Below are 504 nucleotides of genomic sequence, written 5' to 3'. Positions count from 1 at the left end.
TGGCTCCAGGTGAGACAGGCATCGCTACAGCTATGTATACGATCACCCAGGAAGATGTGGACAACGGTGGTGTCAGTAACCAGGCTTTGGCCAGCGGTACTGACCCGAATGGCGATCCTGTAGAGGATGAATCCGGAACGGACGAAAACAATGATGATCCTACGGATACTCCTATCACACAAGACCCATCCGTTGCATTGGTTAAAGTAGTCACCAATACGGGTAGCGGGGAAAACGGTGCCTTTGTAGTAGGCGATACCATCGAATACACCTTTACAGTAACCAATACAGGAAATGTAACCGTGTCGGATATTAACATCGATGATGCATTGACAAATACCAATGGCTTGCCGATCAACCCGTCTACCCTTGCCCCTGACGAGAGCGGTACGGCAACTGCTACTTATACGATCACCCAGGAAGATGTGGACAACGGCGGGGTGAGTAACCAGGCTTTGGCTACAGGTACTGATCCGAATGGCGATCCTATAGACGATGAATCCG

Annotated in this window: 1 protein-coding gene; it reads left to right on the top strand. The window is 50.2% G+C overall.

Going from position 1 to position 504, the window contains the following annotated elements:
* The coding region (locus ED312_RS23560) for a DUF7507 domain-containing protein (RefSeq protein ID WP_148044370.1) at positions 1-504 on the top strand (504 nt) is incomplete at both ends.

The sequence above is a fragment of the Sinomicrobium pectinilyticum genome (assembly GCF_003725735.1).
Lineage (GTDB): Bacteria > Bacteroidota > Bacteroidia > Flavobacteriales > Flavobacteriaceae > Sinomicrobium > Sinomicrobium pectinilyticum.
The sequence above is the reverse complement of the archived record's forward strand: the minus strand, read 5'-3'. Positions and strand labels throughout refer to the sequence as shown.